Below are 23,337 nucleotides of genomic sequence, written 5' to 3'. Positions count from 1 at the left end.
AACCAAAGTCTAATTCGTCTAAACTAGGCAAAGGGGGATGTTAATGATGTTCACGAACGGATCACGATGGGGCGGCCTGGCGCTCGCCGGTTTCTTCATTCTAGGTGGTAACTTGCAGGCCGCCGAGAAGGCGGCGCCCAAGGCCGCGCCGGCGAAAAGCCTGGCGAGCGAGGTGGCCGCGGCCGAAGCGGCCTATCAGAAAGTCGCCAAGGAGCTTTATCCGCTGGCGCAGAAGGAAGGCAATCTGATCATCTATTCGGTTTGGGATGTGGAGCATCTCAAAACCATCGGCGAGGCGTTCTCGAAACGCTTCCCCGGTATCAAGGTGACCTATTGGCAGGCGCGTAATCCAGAGATCGTTACCCGTGTGCTAACGGAATTTCAGGGCGGCCAGGCGAGCGTCGATACCATCCTATCCGACAACGCGCCGGCGGTGCTGCGCGCCGCCGGGGCGATGACCAACTATGAAACGGTGCAGAAGAACATCTTGGTCTTGCACGATCCGACGATGCCGACGGTGAGCTTGCAGATCCAGGCGCTGACCTTCAACACCAAGAAGTTGAAAGCCGCCGATGCACCGAAAAGCTGGGAAGACGTCGCCAATCCCAAGTTCAAAGGCATGGTCGCGTTGGACGATCCGATGCGCGCCGGACCTTTGAGCTCCATGCTCGCCGGTCTACGGGAGCAATGGAAGAACGAGACCCGGTTCAATAATTTTCTGAAAGGCCTCAAAGGATTGGGCGTGCCGGTGCACAAGAGCACGAGCGCCATGTTCCGGCTGGTGATCGCCGGAGAATACGCCATCTGCATGCCGGCGCTGCTGCATGACGTTATCGAAGAGATCGGCAAGGGTACGCCGATCGATTACGTCAGAACCGTTGGCCCCGTGGTCTTCCCGCGCCAAGCGGGGATCTACGCCAAAGCGCCGAATCTCAACGCGGCGAAGCTCTTTGCCGAGTGGGCTATCTCGCAGGAAGGGCAGAAAGTGATCGATGGCATCGGCCGCGAATCGTCGCGTAAGGACTTCAAGTCCAAGACCGCGGTGGAGTCGGCGTTCCCCAAAGGGACATCAACGGTACCGGTCAACGACAAGCTGTTCTTGGAAAATCCCAAGCAGTGGCTTGATACCTTCGTCAAGCCGATCTGGGAAGGGTAAACGGCTTTTCGCGTAAGCGCAAAAAAGGGACGGTGCAACAAATCGCGCCGTCCCTTTTTTTGTGGGCGGACAAGCACCGGCGCAATTGTGGAAAATCTGCCATCGCTGTGTTATCTTCAGCAAGTCAAATTTTTCGCGCCGTCGCGACTTGCGACGTTCGGAAAACTCATCCACCTCAGCACGGAGAGATGGCCGAGTGGTCTAAGGCGCACGATTGCTAATCGTGTGTACGGTTAACCCCGTACCGAGGGTTCAAATCCCTCTCTCTCCGCCACTTTTTCTCCCCAGAGATTTTATCCAACGGCTGCTGTATCGGCGGGCAACGTTCGCCGTTGAGAGCGCTGCTATACCATCGGCTGCGGAGCGCAAACACCAAAGGCGCTGGTGGTTGTGTGGGAAACCACGGTTGGTTCGTGACGCTAACAGAAATGGGGTGGCTGCGGGCGGGTGCGCGCAGGTCAAAGCAGAGTGAATCAGAGCGGCTGTTTCGCGGCCGGAGTCCACACGCCGGCGTCGTCGAAGCGTGCTTCGCGGAAAAGCGCGTCGTAGAAACTCTCGATCATTGACGCATGGCCGCGCATTTTGGCGTTGCGCAGCAAGGTCCAGAGCTCTTGCCACGGAATGACTTTCATTTCCAGGTCGCCGACGTACGCCCGGAGAAAAGCTTCACGTGATAATTTCAAATTGGGAGCAGAACGGGAAAGTTCGGCGATTTGTTCTGCGGCACTCTTGATGTCGTCTCCCGATGCTAAAACCATGGAAAAGTTTTTAAACTGTTATCGTTTCGCAGTCAATATTTTTTTCGAAGTTGACGAAAATTTTTTTAAAATTTTTCTGCGACTGCGTTTTTGCTTAGTCTCGTCTTGATAGAAAGCGATTTTATTATTCCGTAAAAAGATTTTAGAGAAAATCACCTGAGTCTGTGATTTAAGTTTTTGGGTGGCAATTTGCTTTTTGTCCGTAAAAAAGTCTGACAGCGTTCGAGCCGAGCCTCGGCATCCATCGTTCTAAACTTTTTCTGCAACGATTTGCTTGACAGAAAATCTGGTTGGGATAACAATGCGAAGCAGGCCGTTCAGGAGGGAAGAGATGGAACGAATAGCTGTAGGTCGTTATGTTGCCGGACTGTCTGACCCGATGGCTTTCGCGCTGCTCTCAAGCGCCTTTCTGCTGGCATCGTCGGTGACGCTCTACGTTCTGCTTGCGGCGCATTATCCGGCGATTCACGATGTCATGCACAATGTTAGACATGCGTTGGCCGTGGTGCCTTGTCACTAAAAGCGCTTTTTTTCGCGACATTCCTGTTTTCGCTGGCCTCTGCGACGCTAGCGGCGCACGCCGAGACTTTTAACGTTTATTTCAAATCGGCACCGCGCTTCGAGTTGCTACGACCTTTTGCCGATCCGGCTAGTTTTTCCGTCTTAGTGACGGGTGCCGATGGCCGAGGCGTCGAGGGTGGCAGCGTCCGTCTCCGACTCGATGCGCCAGCGCCGAGTCGGGTTTTTTCAACCGACTATCCGATCGTCGAAGGCACGCGGTTGTTAGATTTGACCCTGCCGTTGACTCGCGGACGGGCGGAATGGAAATATCTGCTGCCAGTCCGTGGTGAGTACCGCCTTTATGTCGACGTCGAGAAACAAGGCGCGAAGATTGCCAGCCAGTCGTTCGATTTCTCGGTGCGCGAAAATCAAAAAAAGTGGGTTTTCTTAAGCGGTTTTTTGTTGCTGCTATTTGGCGCCGGGCTGATCGCCGGGCGCATTTTTACCGGCGTAAGCGCGCCGGCGGCGCTGGTCGTGCTGGCGTTGCTCGGAGCCGCGTCGCTCGCCGCGCACGATAAAACGCCGGCGCGCTCGCCGGCATCCGAGGCCATCGCGGTTACGCCGGCGACGGTTGGCAAAATGAGCTCGATTCGCTGGCGTCTGCCGGATGCCGAGCTGGGCAAAATCTTGCCGATTTTGCTGACCTTGACGATCACCCATTTGGAGAAGCAGAAGACAGTTTTTGCCGTCGACAAGATCTGGGTGGGGCCAGCGTTCTCTATGGACTTTCAGTTCGCTGATGGCGCGGAGCATCGGGTCCGCGCCATTGCCGAGCAGCTGGGGCGGCCAGCCGTGCAGGCCGACCAGGTGGTTAACGTCACCGGCGTGGAGCCGCCGGTGTCGGCGATGGCGCCGGCGATGGTGATATTCGTTTTGGCAATGGCAGCAGGGTTGCTGGCTGGGCGCTGGTCAAAACGGAAAGCGATCAACAGAGCAGTTTAAGCGCAGCCACTGAGGGAAAATAAAAAGGGCGAGGCCCGCTGGACCTCGCCCCTAATTAGTCATCGCAATGAAGGCTAGGCTTCAGATACCGTGATCAGCACGCCATCAGGGTCGGACATCTGAAACTGGCCCAGCGGAAACTTCGCCAATAATTGGCGCCGCACTTCGCGCTCAGGATTTTTTTCCGGGCGATCTTCCTGCTTGAAATAGGCTGCCGAGTATTTTTCCAAGTCGGCTTTGAAGGCCGACATGCTTTCGACCTTGAAGCCGATGTGATCCAACGCCGGCCGTTCGATGCCTGAGCCATAGAAATCGGAAATCTTCCAGGGCATGACCGCCAAAGTTACTTTGCCGTCCGATAGATAGTGGTTGGGATCGCCGGATGGCTTTTCCAATTCTTTGAGCTCGAACACGTCGCGATAAAATTCGCCGCACAGGTCGGCATCAACGCAGCGCAGGGCGATATGGCCGACGCGGCGTTTGCGCTCTTCGACCTTATCGGTGTAAATGTCGCGGCGATTTTCCATGTTCAATTGCGACAAATCGAACACATTGCCGTTGGGGTCGTGCATGCTGATGCCGGCAAAGGGACGGTTGCTTGGGCGTTTCAGCACTTCGCATTTGGGATATTTTCCCTTGAGGCGCGCGAAGACTACTTCAACGTCTTGAACCTCGAAGCCGAAGTGATCGAAACCGGCTTGGCGCCCCGGCGCGCGCGGGTTTAGGTTCAACCCAACATAGCCGTCACCGACGACGACCGCTCCGCCGGCGCGTTGCAGGGCCGAGCGTTTCAAGCCGAAAACGTCGCGATAGAAATCGCCTTCCTGGTCGCAGTTGCTGCTGACGATGGCCATATGTCTTAGTTGGGCAAACATGGAAACCTCCTCTGTGGGCGGCGAATTTGTGACTACGTTATGTGATCGTCGGTTGGGTTGTCAAAAGGGCGTTAGAAGTGGTTGTAGGGGCGACTTCCGGTGGTCGCCCGTTTCTGTAAGGGCAGGCACAAGGCCTGCCCTTACAAGTGTTGGCTTAGACGTTGACGACCACGACGCCCTTGGGCTCGAGGTAATAATCGAGCGCTTCCGGGCCATGCTCGCGGCCGACGCCGCTCGACTTCACGCCGCCAAACGGCAGCTCGTCGTAGCCGTAGTGCAGCGAGTTGACCCAGACGTTGCCGGCCTGCAGCTTGTCGATCGCCTTGTTAGCGTGGAGGAGGTTGCGCGTCCAGATCGACGAGCCCAAACCAAACTCCGAAGAGTTGGCTTTTTCCAACGCTTCATCGAGCGTCTTGAAAGTATAAACCGGCAGGGCGGGGCCGAAAACTTCTTCTTTCGTTAGCCGGGAATCCTCCGGCACGTTGGTCATCAAAGTCGGCAGATAGAAAAATCCTTTGTCGAAGTCGCCGCCCTTCGGGCGCTCGCCGCCGAACAGCACTTTGCCGCCGCGCGATTTCGCGTCTTCGACTTGCTCTTCGACTTCCTGGCGCTGCGAGCCGACGTGAATCGGCCCCATGCGGGTCTCTTTGCTCATGCCGTTGCCGACGGTTTTCTTTTTGAGGATTTCGACCAAGCCGCCGACGAAGTTGTCGGCGATGGATTCCTGCAGGAACAAGCGTTTCACGCCCAAACACATCTGGCCGCAATTGAAATAGCGGCCGACGTCGGCCATCTTCACGGCCAAATCCAAATTGGCGTCTTCCATGACGATCATCGGATCGCTGCCGCCCAATTCCAACGTGACGCGTTTAATCTCGCGGCCGGCGACCTCCATGACGTGGCGCCCTACGGGCGTCGAGCCGGTGAAGGCGATGCGGCGAATGCGCGGGTTGCGCAAGAGCTCTTCGCCGACGCTGCCGCCGGGGCCGGTGACGATGTTCACGGTGCCTTTGGGCAATTGCTTTTGCGCTTTGCCTTCACCGAAGGTGGCCTGGGCGATGAGCTCAATGACTTTTATCGTTGCCAGCGGTGTGGTGCTGGCCGGCTTGATAATGATCGTATTGCCGGCGGCCAACGCTGGACCCAATTTCGTGCCCATCAGTGTCAAGGGAAAGTTCCACGGCACGATGCCGCCGCAGACGCCGATAGGTTGGCGCACGACCATGCCGTAGGCGCCTTTTTGTGGCAGCGGCACATGGGAGCCGCGGACCTTCGAGGCGAGACCGGCGTAGAACTCCAAGCCGTGGACTAAGTGGTGAATCTCCAAGCCCGCTTCGAAAAGCGTCTTGCCTTGCTCTTGGGTCAAGAGTTGGGCAATCTCGCCAGCGTTTTTCTTGATCAACTCGCCGGCATTTGTCAGCGCAACGCCGCGATCCTCCGGCGAGACGTCCGACCAAACTTTAAATGCTTCTTCCGCAGCAGAGATCGCTTGCTGCACATCTTGGTCATTGCCTTGGGGAACCGTGTCGACGGTGGCGCCGGTGGCGGGGTTGCGCACTTCGGCGGTGTTGTTGGTTACCGAACCGACGGACTCGCCGCCGATGAACATCTTGGCCATTAGAAAACCTCCAATTGAGTTTCGAGTTTTGGGTTGCGAGTTTCGGGTTCCTTAGGATCGAGCTGGCCGAGCTCCAAAAAACTCGAAACCCGAAACGCGAAACCCGAAACGAATCAGCCTATTTGCCCTTAAATTGTGCCGTGCGTTTTTCGAGATAGGCTTTGACGCCTTCCTGCCCGTCTTCGCTGCCGAAGGTTTGCGCCAGGAGCTCGCGCTCGAAGGCGAGGCCGTCGGGCAACGACAGTTCAAGGCCGGTGGTGATGGCGCGTTTGACTTTGCCGACGGCGAGGCTGCTCTTGTTCGGCACCACGAATTGCTTGGCGTAGTCCATCACCTGGTCCATGAAGCCGTCTTTTTCGTAGATGTAGTGCACCAGGCCCATGTCGAGGGCTTCTTCAAAGGCGATGGTTTTGCCGGTGGCGCACAGCTCCATGGCGCGGGCTTTGCCAACCAGGCGCGGCAGGCGCTGGGTGCCGCCCATGCCGGGCATGACGCCCAAATTGATTTCCGCCAAGCCGACCCGGCCGCCTTCTTTCTTGGCGATTCTAATGTCGCAGGCCATGGCGATTTCCAAACCGCCGCCGACGGCGTGGCCGTTGATTGCCGCGATGACGATCTTCGGCGTGTTTTCCAGGCGCATCAAGACTTCATGGCCGTGCAGCGCAAAGTTGTTCTTGAAGCCGAGGGACTTGCTGGAGAGCATGTTGATGTCGGCGCCGGCGGAAAAAAACTTTTCCACTTTGCCTGTGATAACAATCGCATGCACGTCATCGTTGAAACGGGCGTCGAGTATCGCCGCGTCCAGTTCTTTTAACAGTTCGGTGGTGTAGCTGTTGACCGGCGGTCGGTTGATTTCCAAAACGGCGATGCCACCATCGATCCGCGATTCGATCATTGCCATAACTCTTCCTCCTAATTGCAGAATCAACTCAATCACTTAACCGGCATCGACCGTCAAGTCAAGGAATCGAGCAGGCAATCGACGAGAGGCGATAGGCAACAGTTCGGTCGGTTGGAAAGTCGGTGGAATTGTGCGATCTGTAGGCCAACTTTGCTTGGAAAGGAACGTACTTGGCCAAGAAAGATCTTCACGAAGAGCTGCTCAAGAGAGGTCTCGATATACTGAAGCAGGCCGGTGTTTCGCTGGAAAACCCTTCGGCACAAACTATCTCGCAGCTAAAGCAAACGTTTGGCCGGGAAGCGGCGACCGATCTCGCGGCGGCTTACTTGCTCGGCAAGATTGCCGATGAATCTGCGCTGGCCGCACTGCGTGAATTAGAAGGCGCAGCGGCGAGCAAAGACACCAAGAGAGAAATCAAACGCGCGCTTTTCAAGTTGGCGCAAAAGGGTTTCAAAGCTGCCGAGGAACCGGCCGGCGACAGCAAGCCGGCGATCTTCGAGCGGTCCTTGGAAGTCGAGGCCTACATGTCGGCGGTCGATGGCGGCGGCGGGCGTTTGTTGTGGGTCGTCAAGCCGCACGCCGGCCATGGGCTGCAAGTCATCCAGGCGATGCTGCACGACAGCCAAGGCCTGCTGCGCGTCGGCGGCATGCATATGAAGCGCAAAGAGCTGCGCAGTATGATGGACGAGATCAAAGAGCAGCATGACGTGAGCATGATCGCGGTTCCCTGGGAATATGCCGACCATGTTCTTTACGAAGGCTACGAGCGAGCCAAGGCGCGCGGCCAGAGCGGCTTGGAAAATTTTCATGAGCTGCGCTCGATGATCGGCACTGGCAAACCGAAGGAACAACAACATCCGATCTATCAGCGCATGAATGCTGCCGATGCCCGCGAAGGCGGCTGGCGCGAGACTTCGCACCGATTATTGGGCGAGCCGGAGCTGCGCTACTGGATTTTGACCGACGCGTGGATGCAGGGTTTTTTGGGCCAGATCGACGAAGCGCGCAGCAGCCGGCTGGTGTTAAATCCGATGCAGAAGGAGGAGCGGCTATCGGCCATCGTGCGCGATGCGGTGAAACAACTCTGCAGCGGTGACAACGGCGCCGGCTTTGCGCGGCGCATGGAAGATATGGCGCTCTACTTTCATGAGACCAAGCGGCCCGATCAAGCGAAACTGGCGCTGGCTGTCGCGTTGCAAGTCAAAGAAGGGGACCCGGGGCCGCTCGATGTGTCGTTTTTGACCGGGCTCGTGCAGAAGAGCTTTGCGATTTTCATGTCGCAGGAGAAAGCCAAGCAGGAAGAGGCGCGGGATTCGCTGTTGATCAAACCGTGACGCCGAATTGTCAGCAACGTGAGACTGTGTGGCAATGGAGAAAACTAGTCGTTTTGTCATCCTGAGCGCAAGCGAAGGATCTGCTTTTGCGCGCGGTTGCACGAAGCAGATTCTTCGCCTTCGGCTCAGAATGACACTCGAGACATGGTCTCATTACGTAGCGGCCGGTCGCCCGCTTTTCTAACATTTAGCGGAGACAACGCATGATCCGTTTATTCGAATATCCACCGTCGAGCAATTGTCAGAAAGTCCGGCTTGTGCTGGCAGAAAAAAATCTGCCCTACGAGTCGGTGCTGGTGAACCTGCGCAAGAACGAGCAGAAGCGGCCGGAGTATTTGGCGATCAATCCCTACGGTTTGGTGCCGGCCATGGAAGACAACGGCATCGTTATCTACGAGTCGACGATCATCAATGAATATCTCGAAGAAGCCTACCCGCAGGTGCCGCTGCTGCCGAAGGAGGTCGGCGCGCGCTGCAGGGTGCGCCTGCTCGAAGACTTTCGCGACAATCATCTTTATCCGGCTATGAAAGTGATCTCAGCGGCGACGCGCGGCGTGAAAAAGGAAGAACGGGATCGCGCTAAGATCGACGCAGCGTTCGATTCCTTGCAACCGATGTTTCAACGCTTGGAAGACGAGCTTGCCGGCAAAGATTATTTGGTCGGCAGTTACAGCCTCGCCGACATCGCTTTTACGCCCAACATGGCGCGCCAGATCGATCTCGGTGTCGGCCTGCCGGCGCGCTATCCGCGCATCCGCGCCTGGGTCGAGCGCGTGATGAATCGGCGCAACTACAAAACCATCGCCGAGTTTGTTTCGCAGCACTGAGAACTGGTGCACTGTCTCACGCTGATTGTACCTTATGCCAAGTTTGTGGCTGGAGCCCGAAGGGGGATTTTCACCACGAAGGGCACGAAGTACACGAAGGTAAGAGAAGAAAACAGTGAATTCTTTTCCGAACTTCGTGTCCCTTCGTGATCTTCGTGGTGAAAAACAGGCGAGCGTGTCACAACAATAAGCACGGTTATTACTGAAACACTACACTAGTTCGGAGCCGGACAACGGCTTGCTCCGCTCACCTCTCTGGCTCCCTGCCATTTAGTTTGTCCTACCTGCCGAAGCGAAGTTGCGCTATAATCTCCCGAGTCGAGACTAGATCGCCACCAGGGAAGGAACCGGGATATGGCCGATGCCAGCAGAGATACGAAGGGAACTTGTTTTGTGGTCATGGGGTTTGGCAAGAAGACTGACTTCGAGACCGGCCGAACACTCGATCTCGACAAGTCCTACAGAAACATGATCAAGCCCGCCGTGCAGGCGGCGGAGCTTGAATGCATCCGCGCCGATGAGATCGTCCACTCCGGCCTCATCGATGTGCCGATGTATGAGCAACTGCTAAAAGCCGATGTGGTGGTGGCGGATCTGTCGACGTCGAACAAAAACGCTTTCTATGAGCTCGGCGTGCGCCACGCTCTGCGGCCCTACACGACGGTAGTGATCGCCGAGGACGGCATCAAAGCGTTTCCCTTCGACGTCAACCACGTCGCCGTGCGCCAGTATCATCACCTGGGCGAGGACATTGGCTTCGAAGAGGTGATGCGCTTTCGCGAGGCGTTGACCAAGGCGATCAAAGAAATCATGGACAAGACCCCGCGTCCGGAAGACAGCCCGGTGTATACTTTTCTCAAAGGGCCCAATCCGCCGTCCATCTCCGCGATGGTTCAAGCGGCGGCACAGAGCAACGTGGAACAGTCGGGCGGCGCAGCGGCGAATTGGCGCGCTTCTTCGAGTAGCCTTATGGTCGCGGCCACGCACAGCGCGGTGATGCAAGAAGTCGACGAAGCGCAAAAGAAGGGCGACTTCAACGCCGCAAAGAGTTTGCTGAGCGTGATTCGCAATATGAGGAAATCTGCCGCGTCGGAAACTCAGCCGGTTGCGGAAGATCCATACGTGCTCCATCGCCTGGCGCTGGTGACGGTAAAAAGCAAGCATCCGACGCCAACAGACGCGCTCAACGAAGGGCGCGATCTGCTGGTTAGTTTGAACCCGCACAATTCCCACGACACCGAGACCCTCGGCCCGTGGGGCTCGATCCACAAACATCTTTGGGAGGAAACCAAAAATCCCGGCGATCTCGACGAAGCGGTGCGCGCCTATCGGCGCGGCTTCTATCTGCGCAACGATTACTACAACGGCATTAACGTGGCGTACCTGCTAAACATCCGCGCGGTGAACCACCTCGACCCCGCCGAGGCGATCGCCGATTACGTGCAGGCGCGGCGCGTGCGCCAGGAAGTGTTGGCGCTTTGTGAAGATTGGCTAACGAACAACAGCCCGGCGAACGAGCCGGACGCGAAATCGCCGGCGCATCTGGAATATCGCCGCTCGCGCTACTGGGTGCTGGCGACCATGGCCGAGGCGTATCTGGGGCTCGATGAGGAAGAGAAATCTAAAGAACTGCTGCACCAAGCGCTGCCGATTGCGCCGGAGCAGTGGATGATCGATTCGACGCTGGAACAGATGAAAAAGCTGCGGCCTCTGCTGACACCGTCGCCGTTGCTACATCTAAAGAGCGGCAAAGAAACCAACGCTGGCAGAGCGACAGGTGCGCCGGTCAATTGAAACCGTCACAAAGTTGGCTCCCTTGCGCTAGAGCAGTTGCCCCTGGTGATTGCGGCCGAGCACGAAGGCGTTCTTGATGATCTGGAAGAGGACGACTTCGCAGGTTTTCTCGTCTTTCGCAGCATTTTTCAGTGACTGAACGCCGCTCTCCAGGATGTTGCCGAGTAGGGCTAGTTCGAAATGTGACGCCTGATCTTCAAGCGGCGTTTCCATCATCTGCTGTAGTTGCGCGATCGCTTCATCGCTGAGTAATTCCACCGGTTCCATGGCTGTTCCTCCCCTGGTGGTGGCAACACGCAAGGCCCGTGCCGCACCGTTTCATAAGCTGAACGCCGCTTCCGTGATGACCTTGGCTTCTTGGCGAATGGGTTCGAGGTGTTCTTGAGGAATCAAAGACTCCGCGTGGATCTCGTGCAAATCTTCCGTGGCCGATGGCCGTGCGGCAACTTTGAGCCCGCCGAGGGCGGCGTTGTTGCCGGGACCATGGGTCAGTTTTGCTTGGATGGTATCGCCTGTCGCTCTTTTGCCGTCAAAGATTCGGCGCGCAGCGCTTTGAGGGGCTTGCGGCGGGTGAATGGCTGTATGGGGTTCGTCTACTAACTATGCTAGCGCCGCAGCTGCAGGGTTAGATCACCGCGTTTGATATAGACCTGGTTGGAGTCTTTTCGCCTCGCTAACTCTTCTATCAGTGACACCAACGAGTGTTGTTGGGGCCGATACTCTTTCACCGGGCCGGCGGCTTTCATCGCGTCGACATATTCTTCGCCGGCGAAGAAGCGCAGGATCGCTTCGTCGTCAGTGACTCCGGTGCCGCCGAATTTGGCGCGGAATTGTTTGACCGTCATCTTCGGGGCCTTGGTCTTGGCCAATTCTTTCGCGCGTGGTGTCGCCAGAAGTCGGTCTTTTAAGTTTGGCTCGATGGATTCGGCTTCCTCTTTGCCCCAGAACCCCAACGCGTAGAGCAGCACTTCATCGGTGACTTGCTTGTAACGCTCGCCGACCATCACGTTGATCGCCGCCTGCACGCCGAAAAATTGCGAGTAGGGCGTCACCATGATTGGGTAGCCGAACTCAGCGCGCACGCTCGAGACTTCTTCGAGCACCTCCGGCAGCTGGTCGAGCTTGCCGAGATTGCCCAACTGAAAACGGAAATTGGAAATCATGCCGCCCGGCACCTGATGCAGCGGATGAAAGGCATCGTAAGCCAACGGTTTGCCGACGGGAAAATTCTGTTCCTGCGCCACGGCGCGGAAATGTTTTTCCACCGGCTTCAATAATTCTTCGTTAACTTCGGTGCGATAGCCAAGGGCGCGGGCGTTGGCGGCGACATTGAAGATCGACGGATTCGACGACGCGTCGGCGAGCGGCGGGATCGCTGTGTTAATCGACGTGATGCCGGCTTTGATCGCTTCGAGGCAGCAGATCGCGCCTAGACCGGTGTTGCAGTGGGTATGAAACTCGACGGGAATGCCGTTGGCTTCACGCAATAAAATCGGCGCTAGGCGCTTGGTCGCTTCGGGCGTGAGCAGACCGCCCGGGTCTTTGAAACATAGCCGATACGGTTTGAGCTTGGCCGCGGCGCGGAAGCGCGCGGTAAAATATTCGTCGGTGTGCTTGGGCGAAATCGAATAAATAATATTCAGGATGGTGCGCAGCCCGACTTGATTGGCGGTCTTAACGGCGATCGACCAGTATTCGGGAGTGTTCGATGGGTCGGAGGTGCGCAGCTCGTTGATGCCGTTGGCGGCCAACCGTTCCAACCACAGTTCGGCGACCGCCGGCGGCGTGATCTGAAAGGCGAGCATGCTGCGGCTGCGAATCGAGCGCAGCGGCGTCTGTTTGACGCGCTGGGAAACCAAACGAGCGCGCTGCCAGAGATCGTCCTTCAGATCGCGCACGGCTTTTTTGAAAAACGCCGAGGACAAAAGCTCGATGCCTTCAAAGCCGGCGCGGTCGATGTTTTCGACAACCGGCAGCATCATGCCGGTGGTCATGTTCGACGCCCAGAGGCTCAGTTGGCCGTCGCGTAAAGTCGTGTCAACGAAACGAATTGTGTTCATGGCGTAAAGCGAGATTAGAATCGTTGGGTTACGCTGCGCTAACCCAACCTACCGATTCCGACTTGATTCCAAAGATCAGTCGAGGTTCACGTACAGTCTAATCCAATTCGTCGGCGTCGCCGTGTGGCCCTGGCCGGTGGTGTCTTCGGCGAGAAAGATATCGCCGGGTTGAAAGGTCTCGTTGCTACCGTCGCCCAGACCTATTTTGACGCTGCCTCGCAGCGTGATGACAAAGCGACGCCGCGGCGCGCAATGAAAGTTCACGATATGGGGCGCGAAGTCATCGCGGATGAGATAACTCGTTGCTGCTTTTGTGTCGTTGAGAAATGGCGCGGCTTTGGCTTTGTCGAATTCTTCGAAGTGCGACTGGCCATCGCTGCCGGCGTATAAGCGCATGAATTTCATGGGACCTCGTCTCTTGGAGTCCTTCGACAGGCTCAGGACGAACGGATTAAAATGCGCGTAAATTCCCCGGACCCGTTCATGCTGAGATTGTCGAAGCATGTTCCTTTTGGGGTCAATAGATCTACAGCCCGGTAACGCTCGCCGGCGGCTTGCGATGGTGCGTCGCCTGCTCGTAGGCGTAGGCGAACTTGATCATGTTGCCGTCGTCGTAGGGGCGACCCAAAAATGTGATGCCGCCGGGCAGGTTGTCCCGGGTAAACCCGGCGGGCACCACTACGCTCGGCACGTAAACTAAGAATGTATTGATGTGCGGCGCGCCCTTTTGGTCGACGTAGGGCGGGTTGATGCCGTCTTTGATCAGCGTCGGTTGGTGCTCGACGGACTTGTGGACGATGGCGTCGAGCTTATTGTCGGCCATCACGGTTAGCAGGTTCGTCATGAGCTGCTCACGGGCGACGAGGTAGCCGTAGTTGGCTTCCGGTTTCGGATCGCGGCTCCAGCGGTCCTGCGAGCCTTTGACGACTTTTTTGAAGTCGGGATTCTTCATCGCCTCGGCGCGCGAGGCGTAGGGCATCGTGCCGCTGCGGCCAAAATAATTGCGGAAAGATTCTTCATCGTCCGCGAAGCTGCCTGCCCGCTTAGCCAGCAGCGCTTTCAAATCGGGGATAACGATCGGGTCGACGATCACCGCGCCGGCGGCTTTCAATTCACCAATGGCGCGCTCGAACACTTCGCCGATCTTGTTGAAGTCTTCCGAGCCCGGCTCGGCGTCATAGCCCATGGACTCGCGCAGGATGCCGATGCGCGCGCCTTTCAAGCCATCTTTGTTGAGAAATTTGGTGAAGCTGTCGGGGACTTTTCCGACCGCCCGGGCGGTGACCGGGTCTTCGGCATCGTAGCCGACCATGACATCCAACAGTTTGGCGAGATCGGTTAGCGTGCGCGCCATGGGTCCGAGCGAGCCGTTGACCGATGGCCAGCCGGCGTAGACGCCGCTGCGGCTGACAAACCCCGCCGTCGGGCGCATGCCCGAGACGCCGTTCCACGTCGACGGCCGGCGAATCGACGCGAAGCCTTCCTGGCCGACCGCGACGGTGCAAAAATTTGCCGACACGCTGGCGCCCGAGCCACCGGACGATCCGCCCGCGGTGCGTTCGAGGTCGTAGGGGTTTTTCGTAGAGCCGAAGAGGGAACCGTGGGTGTCGCCGCCGCCTAGCTCGCCGAGGGTCGCTTTGGCGATAATAATCGCGCCGGCTTTTTTCAATTTGTCGACGACGAAGGAATCGCGCGCCGGCACGTAGTCTTTGAACAGCAGCGAGCCTAAGGTCGTCGGCATCGGTGTCGCGTCGCCCTGGTCCTTCATGATGATCGGGATGCCGTGCAGCGGGCCCACCGGGCCGGACGCTTTGTAGGCGGCGTCAAGGCGATCGGCTTCCTTGAGCGCGTCGGGATTGAGCGAAATGACCGAGTTGATCGCCGGCCCCTTTTGGTCGAGCGCGTCGATGCGGTCGAGGTACATCTGCACTAATTGGCGGCAGGTGAGCTCGCCGGATTTATAGGCGGCGTGCACTTGGTCGATGGTGGTCTCGATGAGATTGAAGGCCATGGGATTCTCCTTGCTACGACGTTAGGTCCTCCATACTTCAGTGCCCCGGCGTTGTCTAGTTCAAAAAACTAGTTTCAGCTCGACTCCAAGTGGAAGGGCAAAGTTTCCATCGATCAGGAACAATATTCCTGGTACGGCACGCTGCACAAAGCCTGGGGCCCCGAGCGGGCGCAAAAATATATGCGCGCCATCGCAAAACAAGACATTCAATGGCGCAAGGGTTAACTCGCCGCGCATGGAGTAGTCGAAATTAAAGCTGGCGATCAACCCGTTGGAAACCGGCGCGCAATTCAACGCGACGATCAAAGAGTTTCGCGAAATGTTCGGGCAATAGATTCGAAGCGGAATTGCCTCGCGCCAAGCCGCAAAGGACGCAAAGTTTCGGATTCGGATTGTTCACCACGAAGGCACGAAGAGCACGAAGGTAAGAAAAAAGAATACTTTTTCCGAACTTCGTGGCCTTCGCGCCTTCGTGGTGAATTACTCTTCCACCGACATAAACTGCCGCTCGAGTTTCTGCCACTCCTCTAAGGCAACGATTTGGTCGCGCTCTTTAAACGTCGTCAGCGCCGCGTCCATCGATTCGGTCGTGCCTTCTTTCTTCAATAGTCCCAGCGCCATGCGCATGGCGTAGATGCCGGCGCGTTGGGTTTCCGACGGGTAGATGGCGATGCGATAGCCGATCTTTTCTAGGCGCTCCACCGGCAGCATCGGCGTCTTGCCGCCTTTGAAGACGTTCACTAACAACGGCACGTTGGGCACGCGGCGCGGTATCTCCGCCAGCTCTTCTTCGGTCTGCGGCGCTTCGACGAAAATCGCGTCGACGCCGAGCTTGGCAAACGCGTTGGCGCGTTTGATCGCGTCTTCGAAGCCGTTGGGGCCGCGCGCGTCGGTGCGGCCGATGATGCAGAAATCGGGATCGGTGCGTGCCGCCAGTGCGGCTTGCAGTTTGTTTTCCATCTCAGCGAGCGGAATCACTTCTTTGCCGTCCAGGTGCCCGCAGCGCTTGGGCGTGATCTGATCTTCGATGTGGATCGCCGCCACGCCGGCGCGCTCGAACTCGCGCACCGTGCGAACGAGATTGACCGCGTTGCCGTAGCCGGTGTCGGCGTCGGCGATGATTGGAATCTTCACCACCGAAGTCACCTGCGCGGCGCGCTCGATGTTTTCCGACATGGTGACGAGCCCGATATCGGGAATGCCCATGCTGCGCGCCACCGCGCCGCCGCTGAGATACGCGGCTTCGTAGCCGGCTTCTTGCACGAGCCGCGCCGACATGCCGTCGAAGCAGCCGGGGGCGACTAATAATTTATTGCGCTTGAATAATTGTTTCAGAGTTTGGCGCGGGGTCATGGGGTCTCCGTTGGGCGTCTAACGTCTGGGGTCTCGCGTCTAGGGTTTCCGGACAACACCAAACGCTAGACTCTAGACCCTAGACGCTAACATATCTGTAAATTTGTCTACACTGGTCGCATCGAGCCGCGCCGCATCGTTGCACAAATCTAAGATCGCTTTGCACTGCGGCGCTTTGAAACGCGACGCCAGGTTTTCTTCGAATTTCTTCACCAGCAGCGGCATGCCTTCGGCGCGGCGGCGGCGATGGCCGATGGGATATTCCACTGCGACTTTGTCGGTGCTGCTGCCGTCTTTGAAGAAGACTTGCACGGCGTTGGCGATGGAGCGCTTGTCGGCGTCTAAATACTCTTTCGTGTAGCGCGGGTCTTCGACGCAGGTCATGAGCGCGCGAAGTCGATCGACGCGCGGGTCCTGGGCGATCTTGTTTTCGTAGTGGTCCGCGGTCAGCTCGCCAAAGATGAGGCCGATGGCGGTCATGTATTGAATGCAATGGTCGCGATCGGCCGGGTTATGCAGCGGGCCGGATTTGTCGATGATGCGGATCGCTGACTCCTGGGTCGTGATAGTCACTTTATCGATGGCGTCGAGGCGGTCTTTCACTTTCGGATAGAGTTGAATGGCGCATTCCACGGCGGTTTGCGCGTGAAACTCGGCCGGAAATGAAATCTTAAACAGCACGTTCTCCATGACATACGAACCGAGCGGCCGGCCGAGGGTGAACGGCCTATTTTTGAACAAGACATCATAATAGCCCCAGGTCTTCGCTGTCAGCACCGATGGGTAGCCCATCTCCCCCTGCAGTGCCATCAGAGCCAAACGCACGCCGCGGCTGGTGGCGTCGCCGGCAGCCCAGGATTTCCGCGAGCCAGTGTTCGGCGCGTGGCGGTAGACGCGCAGCGCGCCGCCGTCGGTCCAAGCGTTCGAGAGCGCGTTGATGATTTGTTCTTGGCTGCCGCCAAGCATGGCGGTGGCAACGGCGGTTGTTGCGACCCGCACAAGTAATACGTGATCGAGTCCAACGCGGTTGTAGCTGTTTTCCAGCGCCAGGATGCCCTGAATCTCGTGCGCCTTGATCATCGCCTGGAGCACGTCGTCGACCGTGAACGATTTTTGCGTCGTGCGCGCGAGATAATCCGCGAGCGCAAGGATGCCACCCAGATTGTCGGACGGATGGCCCCACTCGGCGGCCAGCCAGGTGTCGTTGAAATCGAGCCAGCGGATCATCGCGCCGATGTTGAACGCCGCCTGTACCGGATCGAGCTGCCACTCGGTGCCGGGCACGCGGGCGCCGTTGGCCAAGACCGCGCCGGGCACGACGGGGCCGAGGAGCTTGGCGCACTCACGATAATTCAATGCGAGGAGACCGCAGCCCAGCGTGTCGATTAAATTATAGCGCGCGGTATCGATGGCTGCGCGGCTGGTTGATCGATAATTGAGCGCGTACTCGGCGAGGTCGACGAGGATCTTGTCGGGCTCGGGACGGATGTTGGAGATTGCGGTGCTCATGATTTGTTGGGTGTAGAGGCACGGCATGCCGTGCCTCTACGAAGGAATCGTTAGCGCTTGTTGATCGCCGTGAACGGCCGCGGCTCGGGTCCGGTATAGTCGGCATTGGGTCGAATCAAACGGTTGTCCGCCCGTTGCTCGAAAACATGCGCCGCCCAGCCGGTGATGCGCGAGACTACGAACAGCGGCGTAAACATGTTGGTTGGGACGCCCATGAAGTGGTAGGCGCTGGCGCTGTAGAAATCCAAATTGGGAAACATCTTCTTTTCGCTGCGCATGAGCTGCTCGATGCGCTCGGAGACCGGGTAGAGTTTCTTGTCGCCTTTGTAGTCGGCAAGTTTTTTCGCCCATCCCTTGATTACGTCCGATCTTGGGTCGGAAATTTTGTACACCCGATGGCCGAAGCCCATGATCAACTTTTTCTCGGCGAGCATTTTGCGCAAGCCTTTTTCCGCTTCGTCGGGGGTTTCGAACTGTTCGATCAGCTCCATCGCCGCTTCGTTGGCGCCGCCGTGGAGCGGGCCGCGCAGTGCGCCGATGCCGCCGGTGATCGCCGAATAAAACTCCGGCAGCGTCGACGCGATGGTGCGGCAGGTAAACGTTGAGGCGTTGAACTCATGCTCGGCATAGAGAATCAGCGAAACGTCCATGGCGCGCCGCGGCAACTCTTCGGGTTCTTTCTGATGCAGCAGGTGCAGGAAGTGGCCGGCGGTGCTGTCGTCTTCGGTTTGAGTTTCGATGCGCTTGCCCGTGGTCGCGAAGTGGTGCCAATAGAGCAACATCGAGCTGAAAATGCCGGTTAACCGATTGGCCACGGCGATCTGATTTCTGCCGGGATCTTCCGGTTCCAAGGTGCCGAGCATCGAGCAACCGGTGCGCATGACGTCCATCGGATGGGTGCTCGCCGGAATTTGTTCGAGCACGGTTTTCAATTGCGGCGGCAGACCGCGGTAGGATTTCAGCGCAGCCTTGTAGCTGTTGAGATCGTCTTGCGATGGCAAGCGATTGTAAAGCAGTAGATAGGCGACTTCTTCAAAAGTCGAATGCTCTGCCAAGTCGTTGATCGAGTAGCCGCGATAGTAAAGTCCTTTGCCTTCCTTTTCGACCGTGGCGATGGCTGTGCTGCCCGCGATGATGCCTTCCAGTCCGCCGGTTTTTGCTTGTGCCATGAAAGTGTCTCCTCCATCTTTTATTTGCCCCGAATGCCGTCTCTATTGCAAGCCACTCAAGCCCTTGCAGTTTCGAGTTACATCCGATAGTCGCTGACTGTGCGCTAACTCATTCGAAAATTAGGAGTCAAAGCATGGCTTTACCGCAGACCTTTAAAGCGATGGTGGTTTCCGAGACCGCAGAAAAAACCTTTCCGCGCGAGATTAAACAAAAGGCATTGAACGATTTGCCCGCCGGCGAACTGATCATCGAGGTGAAATACTCTTCGTTGAATTACAAAGATGCTTTGTCGGCCACCGGCAACAAAGGCGTGACGCGCAAATACCCGCACACACCTGGCATCGATGCCGCCGGTGTGGTGGCGGACTCGACGACGCGGCTGTTCAACGCCGGCGACGAAGTGACGGTGACCGGTTTCGACTTCGGCATGAACACCTCCGGCGGTTTCGGTCAGTACGTGAGCGTGCCGGCGCTGTGGGCCGCCAAGCTGCCGAAAGATTTGTCGCTAAAAGACAGCATGGGCTACGGCACCGCCGGTTTGACCGCGGCGCTGTGTATCATTCGGCTCATGGCGAGCGGCCTGACCAAAGACTCGGGCGAAGTGTTGGTGACCGGCGCCACCGGCGGCGTCGGCTGCATCGCCGTGGCGATGCTTGCGAAGTTGGGCTTTAACGTCGTCGCGGCGACCGGCAAAGGCAGCGAAGGCGATTTCCTCAAAGGACTGGGCGCGACCACGATCATTTCCCGCGAGGAAGCCAACGACACTTCCGGGCGGCCGCTGCAGAAGCCGCGCTGGGCCGGCGTCGTCGACACCGTCGGCGGCAATATTCTCGCGACCGCGTTGAAAACGACCAAATACGGCGGCTCGGTGGCGGCCTGCGGCAACGCCATGTCGCACGAGCTCAACATCAACGTCTTTCCCTTTATTCTCCGCGGCGTCAGTCTGCTCGGCGTCGACTCGGTGGAAATCCCCATGCGCGCGCGCCAGATGGCGTGGAACAAATTGGCGGGTGAGTGGAGCATCGATCTGTCGAAGATTGTCACGGAAGTTTCGCTCGACGGGTTGAATCCGAAGATCGATGAGATTTTGAAAGGCGCCGTCCGCGGGCGCGTCGTCGTGGATCTAAGCAAGTAGAAAAAGATTTTTGCACCACGAAGGCACGAAGGACACGAAGTTCGGAAAAGGGTTTTCCTCTTCGTGATCTTCGTGCCTTCGTTGTGAATGAGTTTTTTCACACAGCACACAGGTGATTTGTGGCAGAACCTAACAACACAGACAGCGCGCTCGGTCATCTGCGCGTAATCGAGCTGGGCGATATTCCGGCGTCCTATGCAGCGCGGCAGTTGGCCGATCTGGGCGCCGACGTCATCAAAGTCGAGCCGCCTACCGGTGATCCCAGTCGCCTCTTGGCGCCGTTTGCCGGCAACATCGTCGATCGCGAGCGCAGCCTGACGTTCATGCACGCCAACACCAACAAGCGCAGCATCGCGCTTGATTTGGCCAATGGCTCGGACCGCGAGGTGTTGGTCAAACTATTGCAGTCCGCGCAGTTGTTGATCGAAGCGACGCCGCTCGGTGGGTTGGAAAAACATGGCTTTAGCGATGAGAAGTTTCGTAACGACTTTCCCCATCTGGTGATCGTGTCGATCACGCCGTTTGGCCGCACTGGGCCCTATCGCCATTACAAGGGCAGCGATGCCATCGCCAACGCGACTGGTGGGTTTCTCTTCGGTCAGGGCGACGATAACAAGGGCCAATGCACGGCGCCGAGTCATCTTGCCTATCAAATGGCCGGCACCATGGCGGCGATGTTGTCGCTCGCCGGCGTGCGCCACGCGCGCGAGACTGGTGCCGGGCAGCGCATCGACATGTCGCTGCAAGAGGCGCTGACGTTTTGCAACAGCAGCAGCGTGGCGCGCTACACGCGCGAGAACCGCTTCGAGCGACGGCCCGGGGGCAAGGCCTACGGTGGCGCGGGGACGAATATCTATCGCTGCAGGGACGGGCGCTACGTCCACTTCACCACCAACATGCCGCATATGTGGAAGGAGTTCGCGCAAAACTGGATGACCGACAAGTGTCTCGCCGGGCCGGAGTGGGAAAACCCACGTTACCGAGATCAACATTCCGCAGAGGTCGCCAAGGCTTTTGCCGAATTCATCGGCCAGTTTGACGCCGATGATTTCGCTAACCAGGCGCAGGCGCGCCATCTCGCCGCCGCGCCGCTCAACACCATCGGCCAGTTCGTCAACTGCGAGCAGAATCGCGAGCGCCAGTGGCTGCAGGAAATCGATCATCCGGTGATCGGCAAATACAAAGCACCGGGCGCGCCCATGCGCCTGTCACTGACGCCCATGCGCGTGCGCCGCCCGGCGCCGCTGCTCGATCAGCATCGCAAGGAGATTCTTGCCGAGCTTGCAAATGCGACATTCAAACCCGCCGTGACTCGTGAGCGTGCTCGTGATCGGGAACCCATGTTGCAAGGTTTGCGCATGGCCGATCTTACTCAGCAGTACGCTGGACCGTTGGGTACGGAACTGCTCGCCTACTACGGCATGGAGATCTTGAAGATCGAGACCGGCACGATCCCTAGTAAAGAACGTGAAGCGGCGGTGCACGCCTGCATGAACCGCGGCAAACTTGGCTGCACGCTCAACTTGCGCAATCCGCAGGGTAAAGAGCTGTTCAAACAGATGGTCGCCAAGTCGGATGTGGTGGTCGATAATTTTAGCTCCGGTGTTGTCGAGCGGCTCGGTTTCAGCTTCGACGTGCTGCAAAAGATCAATCCTGGCATTGTCCAAGCCGTCATGCCCGGCTGGGGACTTACTGGGCCGCTCAAATCTTGGGTTGCCTGGGGCTGGCAGCTCCTCGCCTATACGGGGATCATGCGCCTCTGGGGCTATCCCGATTCGCCGATGGAAACCCGCTGCAAAATCGCCTGGCCCGACCGCGTCGGGTCGGTGACCATGGCGATGGGTGTGCTCGCTGCGTTGGAATACAAAGCCCGCACCGGCCAAGGTCAGTTCATCGAAGGCGGCATGCTCGAAGCCCAGGGCGCGATGATGGGACCGGCGATTCTCGATTACACCGTCAACGGCAACGAGTGGGACGCCATGGGCTACCGGGAAATTCTTGGCGAGTGCTACGCGCCCTACGGCGTCTATCCCTGCGCGGGTGAAGATAACTGGATCATCATCGCCTGCGCCAGTGACGAAGAGTGGCGCGCGATGGCGGGGCTGGTGGGGAGCTGGGCGGCGGACGCGAAGTTCGCCACGAAAGAAGGGCGCAAGCAACATAGAGACGACCTCGACAAAAAACTTTCCGAGTGGACGCGCAAGAACACGCCCAAGCAAGCCTTTCGTTTGCTGCAGGAGGCTGGCACCGCGGCCGGCGTGCCATCTTCTGGCGAAGATTTGTTTCACGACATTCACCTGCGCGCGCGCGGCCACATTGTCGAGACCGAGGCGCAGCCCTGGGGCAAGATCACCCATCATGGCTTGCCGGCGCTACCGTCGCTGTCAAAAGCGGACGCAGCGCGGCCGGCGCCGTGGATCGGCGCTAACAACGACGAGGTGTTCGGCAAGATCTTGGGGCTGAGTAAAGAACAGATTGCGGAACTTCAGGCGCAAGAGGCGATCAAGTGATGCGCTTTGAGAACAAAAGAATCTGACGGATCCGACGGATCCGACCGATCGGTCGGATCTTCACGGAGACTCCGACCTAGCGGTGGTTACCGCGAGTTGCGCAGCTTGCAGGTGACCACGGTCGTGTATGACGGGACCGTCTCTTTCTGCGAGCGTTTTGTTTCCAAGCGCTCGCGCACCCACGACCAGATGGTGCAGGCCGCGCGCAGCGGCCGGCAGAATATCGCCGAAGGGAGCCGCGCCGCGGCAACCTCTAGCAGCTCGCCGCAGCGCGGCGAGCTGAACGGGCGAAGAGCAAAAATCCGTCGGATCGGTCGGATGCGACTGATCCGTCAGGTCGACTCGCACCCAACTGCCCACAATGCGCAAAGCCCATGGCCTTGCGCACAGCGCGCCAAGGCTCGCACGCCGGCTCACAGTTTTGGGGCTGCTCAAATTTTCCGGAGTGCAAAGGCACTAGGCCGACGGACTAGCGCCGATCGCCTCGAGGACTTTTTTCGCGACGGCAAACTCTGCGTCCAGCGCCGGCAACACTGCGCCAGCCTCCTCAAACTTTGCCGCGCGCGACGCCAACTCGATGGTCTTGGCTGACTCTGAAACCGCCATGGCCCCTACCTGGCCGCTGCTCGACTTCATCGTGTGGGCCGATCTCGTGAGCAGAGCTCGATCGCCGCTGGCGTGCGCTTGGTGGATGTCGGCGAGTCGCTTGCTGGCATCGCGCACATAGGTGGCGATCAGCTTTGTGGCGAAGTTTTCGCCGCAGTTGCGGACCCACTCTTGGATCTTGCCCGTGATCTCCTGTTCGGTCGCCATGGCAATGTTT

The 23,337-nt window shown here is 58.1% G+C and carries 20 protein-coding genes, 1 tRNA gene and 1 pseudogene; 10 read left to right on the top strand and 12 right to left on the bottom strand.

From position 1 onward, the window contains the following. Window positions 1-37 precede the first annotated feature (37 nt). The 4 genes from FJ145_17130 (at window position 38) to FJ145_17115 (ending at window position 3,417) form a co-directional block, all read left to right on the top strand. Window positions 38-1,156: an extracellular solute-binding protein gene (locus tag FJ145_17130; protein MBM4263140.1), complete on the top strand. Its 1,119-nt coding sequence runs from the start codon at window positions 38-40 to the stop codon at window positions 1,154-1,156. Between the two features lie 182 nt (window positions 1,157-1,338). Then, window positions 1,339-1,430 (top strand) — tRNA-Ser (locus FJ145_17125). Between the two features lie 758 nt (window positions 1,431-2,188). Beyond that, window positions 2,189-2,434: a CbtB-domain containing protein gene (locus FJ145_17120; protein ID MBM4263139.1), complete on the top strand. Its 246-nt coding sequence runs from the start codon at window positions 2,189-2,191 to the stop codon at window positions 2,432-2,434. After that, window positions 2,425-3,417: a hypothetical protein gene (locus tag FJ145_17115; protein MBM4263138.1), complete on the top strand. Its 993-nt coding sequence runs from the start codon at window positions 2,425-2,427 to the stop codon at window positions 3,415-3,417. The genes FJ145_17120 and FJ145_17115 overlap by 10 nt, the downstream gene beginning before the upstream one ends. Window positions 3,418-3,491: 74 nt before the next feature. Here FJ145_17115 and FJ145_17110 read toward each other — a convergent pair whose 3' ends face one another. The 3 genes from FJ145_17110 to FJ145_17100 form a co-directional block, all read right to left on the bottom strand. Beyond that, on the bottom strand, window positions 3,492-4,292 hold the full coding sequence (locus FJ145_17110) for a VOC family protein (GenBank protein MBM4263137.1): 801 nt from the start codon (window positions 4,290-4,292) through the stop codon (window positions 3,492-3,494). A 154-nt stretch (window positions 4,293-4,446) separates the two neighbouring features. Beyond that, on the bottom strand, window positions 4,447-5,910 hold the full coding sequence (locus FJ145_17105; protein ID MBM4263136.1) for an aldehyde dehydrogenase: 1,464 nt from the start codon (window positions 5,908-5,910) through the stop codon (window positions 4,447-4,449). 118 nt (window positions 5,911-6,028) lie between these two features. Continuing rightward, window positions 6,029-6,811: an enoyl-CoA hydratase/isomerase family protein gene (locus FJ145_17100; GenBank protein ID MBM4263135.1), complete on the bottom strand. Its 783-nt coding sequence runs from the start codon at window positions 6,809-6,811 to the stop codon at window positions 6,029-6,031. Window positions 6,812-6,981: 170 nt separating this feature from the next. On the opposite strand from FJ145_17100, the gene FJ145_17095 reads away from it, so the two are divergent. The 3 genes from FJ145_17095 (at window position 6,982) to FJ145_17085 (ending at window position 10,766) form a co-directional block, all read left to right on the top strand. Beyond that, a complete protein-coding gene (locus FJ145_17095) occupies window positions 6,982-8,145 on the top strand; it encodes a hypothetical protein (GenBank protein MBM4263134.1) in 1,164 nt (387 codons plus the stop codon). A gap of 203 nt (window positions 8,146-8,348) precedes the next feature. Next, window positions 8,349-8,972, top strand: coding sequence for a glutathione S-transferase family protein (locus tag FJ145_17090; protein MBM4263133.1), 624 nt, complete (start codon window positions 8,349-8,351; stop codon window positions 8,970-8,972). A gap of 354 nt (window positions 8,973-9,326) precedes the next feature. Beyond that, window positions 9,327-10,766 (top strand): DUF4071 domain-containing protein, encoded by a 1,440-nt coding sequence (locus FJ145_17085; protein ID MBM4263132.1) that lies wholly within the window; start codon window positions 9,327-9,329, stop codon window positions 10,764-10,766. Between the two features lie 27 nt (window positions 10,767-10,793). Here FJ145_17085 and FJ145_17080 read toward each other — a convergent pair whose 3' ends face one another. From FJ145_17080 to prpC, 8 genes are all read right to left on the bottom strand, one after another. After that, window positions 10,794-11,033 carry a hypothetical protein gene (locus tag FJ145_17080; protein MBM4263131.1) on the bottom strand — a complete coding sequence of 80 codons (240 nt, stop codon included), beginning with the start codon at window positions 11,031-11,033 and terminating at the stop codon, window positions 10,794-10,796. 338 nt (window positions 11,034-11,371) lie between these two features. Then, window positions 11,372-12,826, bottom strand: a complete 1,455-nt coding sequence (locus FJ145_17075) for a hypothetical protein (protein MBM4263130.1) — start codon at window positions 12,824-12,826, stop codon at window positions 11,372-11,374. Between the two features lie 75 nt (window positions 12,827-12,901). Beyond that, window positions 12,902-13,231, bottom strand: coding sequence for a hypothetical protein (locus tag FJ145_17070; protein MBM4263129.1), 330 nt, complete (start codon window positions 13,229-13,231; stop codon window positions 12,902-12,904). 121 nt (window positions 13,232-13,352) lie between these two features. Beyond that, complete coding sequence (locus FJ145_17065) at window positions 13,353-14,837, bottom strand: amidase (protein ID MBM4263128.1); 1,485 nt, start codon at window positions 14,835-14,837, stop codon at window positions 13,353-13,355. 60 nt (window positions 14,838-14,897) lie between these two features. Continuing rightward, window positions 14,898-15,143, bottom strand: a complete 246-nt coding sequence (locus tag FJ145_17060) for a hypothetical protein (GenBank protein ID MBM4263127.1) — start codon at window positions 15,141-15,143, stop codon at window positions 14,898-14,900. A 174-nt stretch (window positions 15,144-15,317) separates the two neighbouring features. Further along, complete coding sequence (locus FJ145_17055) at window positions 15,318-16,190, bottom strand: oxaloacetate decarboxylase (GenBank protein ID MBM4263126.1); 873 nt, start codon at window positions 16,188-16,190, stop codon at window positions 15,318-15,320. Window positions 16,191-16,262: 72 nt separating this feature from the next. Beyond that, the gene (locus tag FJ145_17050) at window positions 16,263-17,699 is read right to left on the bottom strand and encodes a bifunctional 2-methylcitrate dehydratase/aconitate hydratase (GenBank protein MBM4263125.1); all 1,437 of its coding nucleotides are present in this window, start codon (window positions 17,697-17,699) and stop codon (window positions 16,263-16,265) included. Window positions 17,700-17,749: 50 nt separating this feature from the next. Continuing rightward, window positions 17,750-18,868, bottom strand: a complete 1,119-nt coding sequence (gene prpC, locus FJ145_17045; GenBank protein ID MBM4263124.1) for a 2-methylcitrate synthase — start codon at window positions 18,866-18,868, stop codon at window positions 17,750-17,752. Window positions 18,869-19,002: 134 nt separating this feature from the next. Here prpC and FJ145_17040 point away from each other — a divergent pair, with 134 nt between their 5' ends. The 3 genes and pseudogenes from FJ145_17040 to FJ145_17030 all read left to right on the top strand — a co-directional run bounded on the left by FJ145_17040 (window position 19,003) and on the right by FJ145_17030 (window position 22,987). Continuing rightward, window positions 19,003-20,004, top strand: coding sequence for an acryloyl-CoA reductase (locus tag FJ145_17040; GenBank protein MBM4263123.1), 1,002 nt, complete (start codon window positions 19,003-19,005; stop codon window positions 20,002-20,004). Window positions 20,005-20,123: 119 nt separating this feature from the next. Continuing rightward, the gene (locus FJ145_17035) at window positions 20,124-22,514 is read left to right on the top strand and encodes a CoA transferase (protein ID MBM4263122.1); all 2,391 of its coding nucleotides are present in this window, start codon (window positions 20,124-20,126) and stop codon (window positions 22,512-22,514) included. 6 nt (window positions 22,515-22,520) lie between these two features. After that, window positions 22,521-22,987: pseudogene (locus FJ145_17030) on the top strand (hypothetical protein). Here FJ145_17030 and FJ145_17025 read toward each other — a convergent pair. Further along, on the bottom strand, window positions 22,971-23,327 hold the full coding sequence (locus tag FJ145_17025) for an Hpt domain-containing protein (protein MBM4263121.1): 357 nt from the start codon (window positions 23,325-23,327) through the stop codon (window positions 22,971-22,973). The pseudogene FJ145_17030 and the gene FJ145_17025 overlap by 17 nt on opposite strands. Window positions 23,328-23,337 lie beyond the last annotated feature (10 nt).

The sequence above is a fragment of the Deltaproteobacteria bacterium genome (assembly GCA_016874755.1).
Taxonomy (GTDB): Bacteria; Desulfobacterota; Binatia; order UBA9968; family UBA9968; genus DP-20.
This window is presented reverse-complemented; position numbering and strand designations above follow the sequence as displayed.